Here is a 387-nt window from a genome sequence, read left to right on the forward strand (position 1 = left end):
GCTCACCGGGATCCTGCTGTCGCGTCGCGACCACCAGGTGGTGGTGGTCGACTCGGATGAGGATCCACCGGACGGGTCTGTCGAGGAGGACTTCCATTGGCCCCGCCCGGGGGTGCCTCAGGGATGGCATGGCCACGTGTGGCGGGCCCGGGTGGCCCGTGTCCTGCGTGACGACGCCCCGGATGTCTTGGACGCTCTGGAGGCGCGCGGGGTCAGCCGGGCCGGGTTCGACTTTGGCCCGGGATATGAGGATGACCGGGCGTTGATGGCCCGGCGGCCGGTGGTGGAGGCGGTGCTGCGGCGTCTCGTCCGGGCCGAGCCCGGGGTGGAGCTCCGCACGGGGGCAGCGGGTGACGGGCTTGGAAACTGAAACTGCCGGACGGTCAG

1 pseudogene is annotated in these 387 nt (G+C 71.6%); it reads left to right on the forward strand.

What is annotated here, in order from left to right:
- Positions 1–370, forward strand: a pseudogene (locus I6F37_RS44370) (hypothetical protein); the annotation flags it as partial.
- Positions 371–387: the final 17 nt, after the last annotated feature.

The organism is Bradyrhizobium sp. NBAIM08 (assembly GCF_020193935.1).
Classification (GTDB): Bacteria; Pseudomonadota; Alphaproteobacteria; order Rhizobiales; family Xanthobacteraceae; genus Bradyrhizobium; species Bradyrhizobium yuanmingense.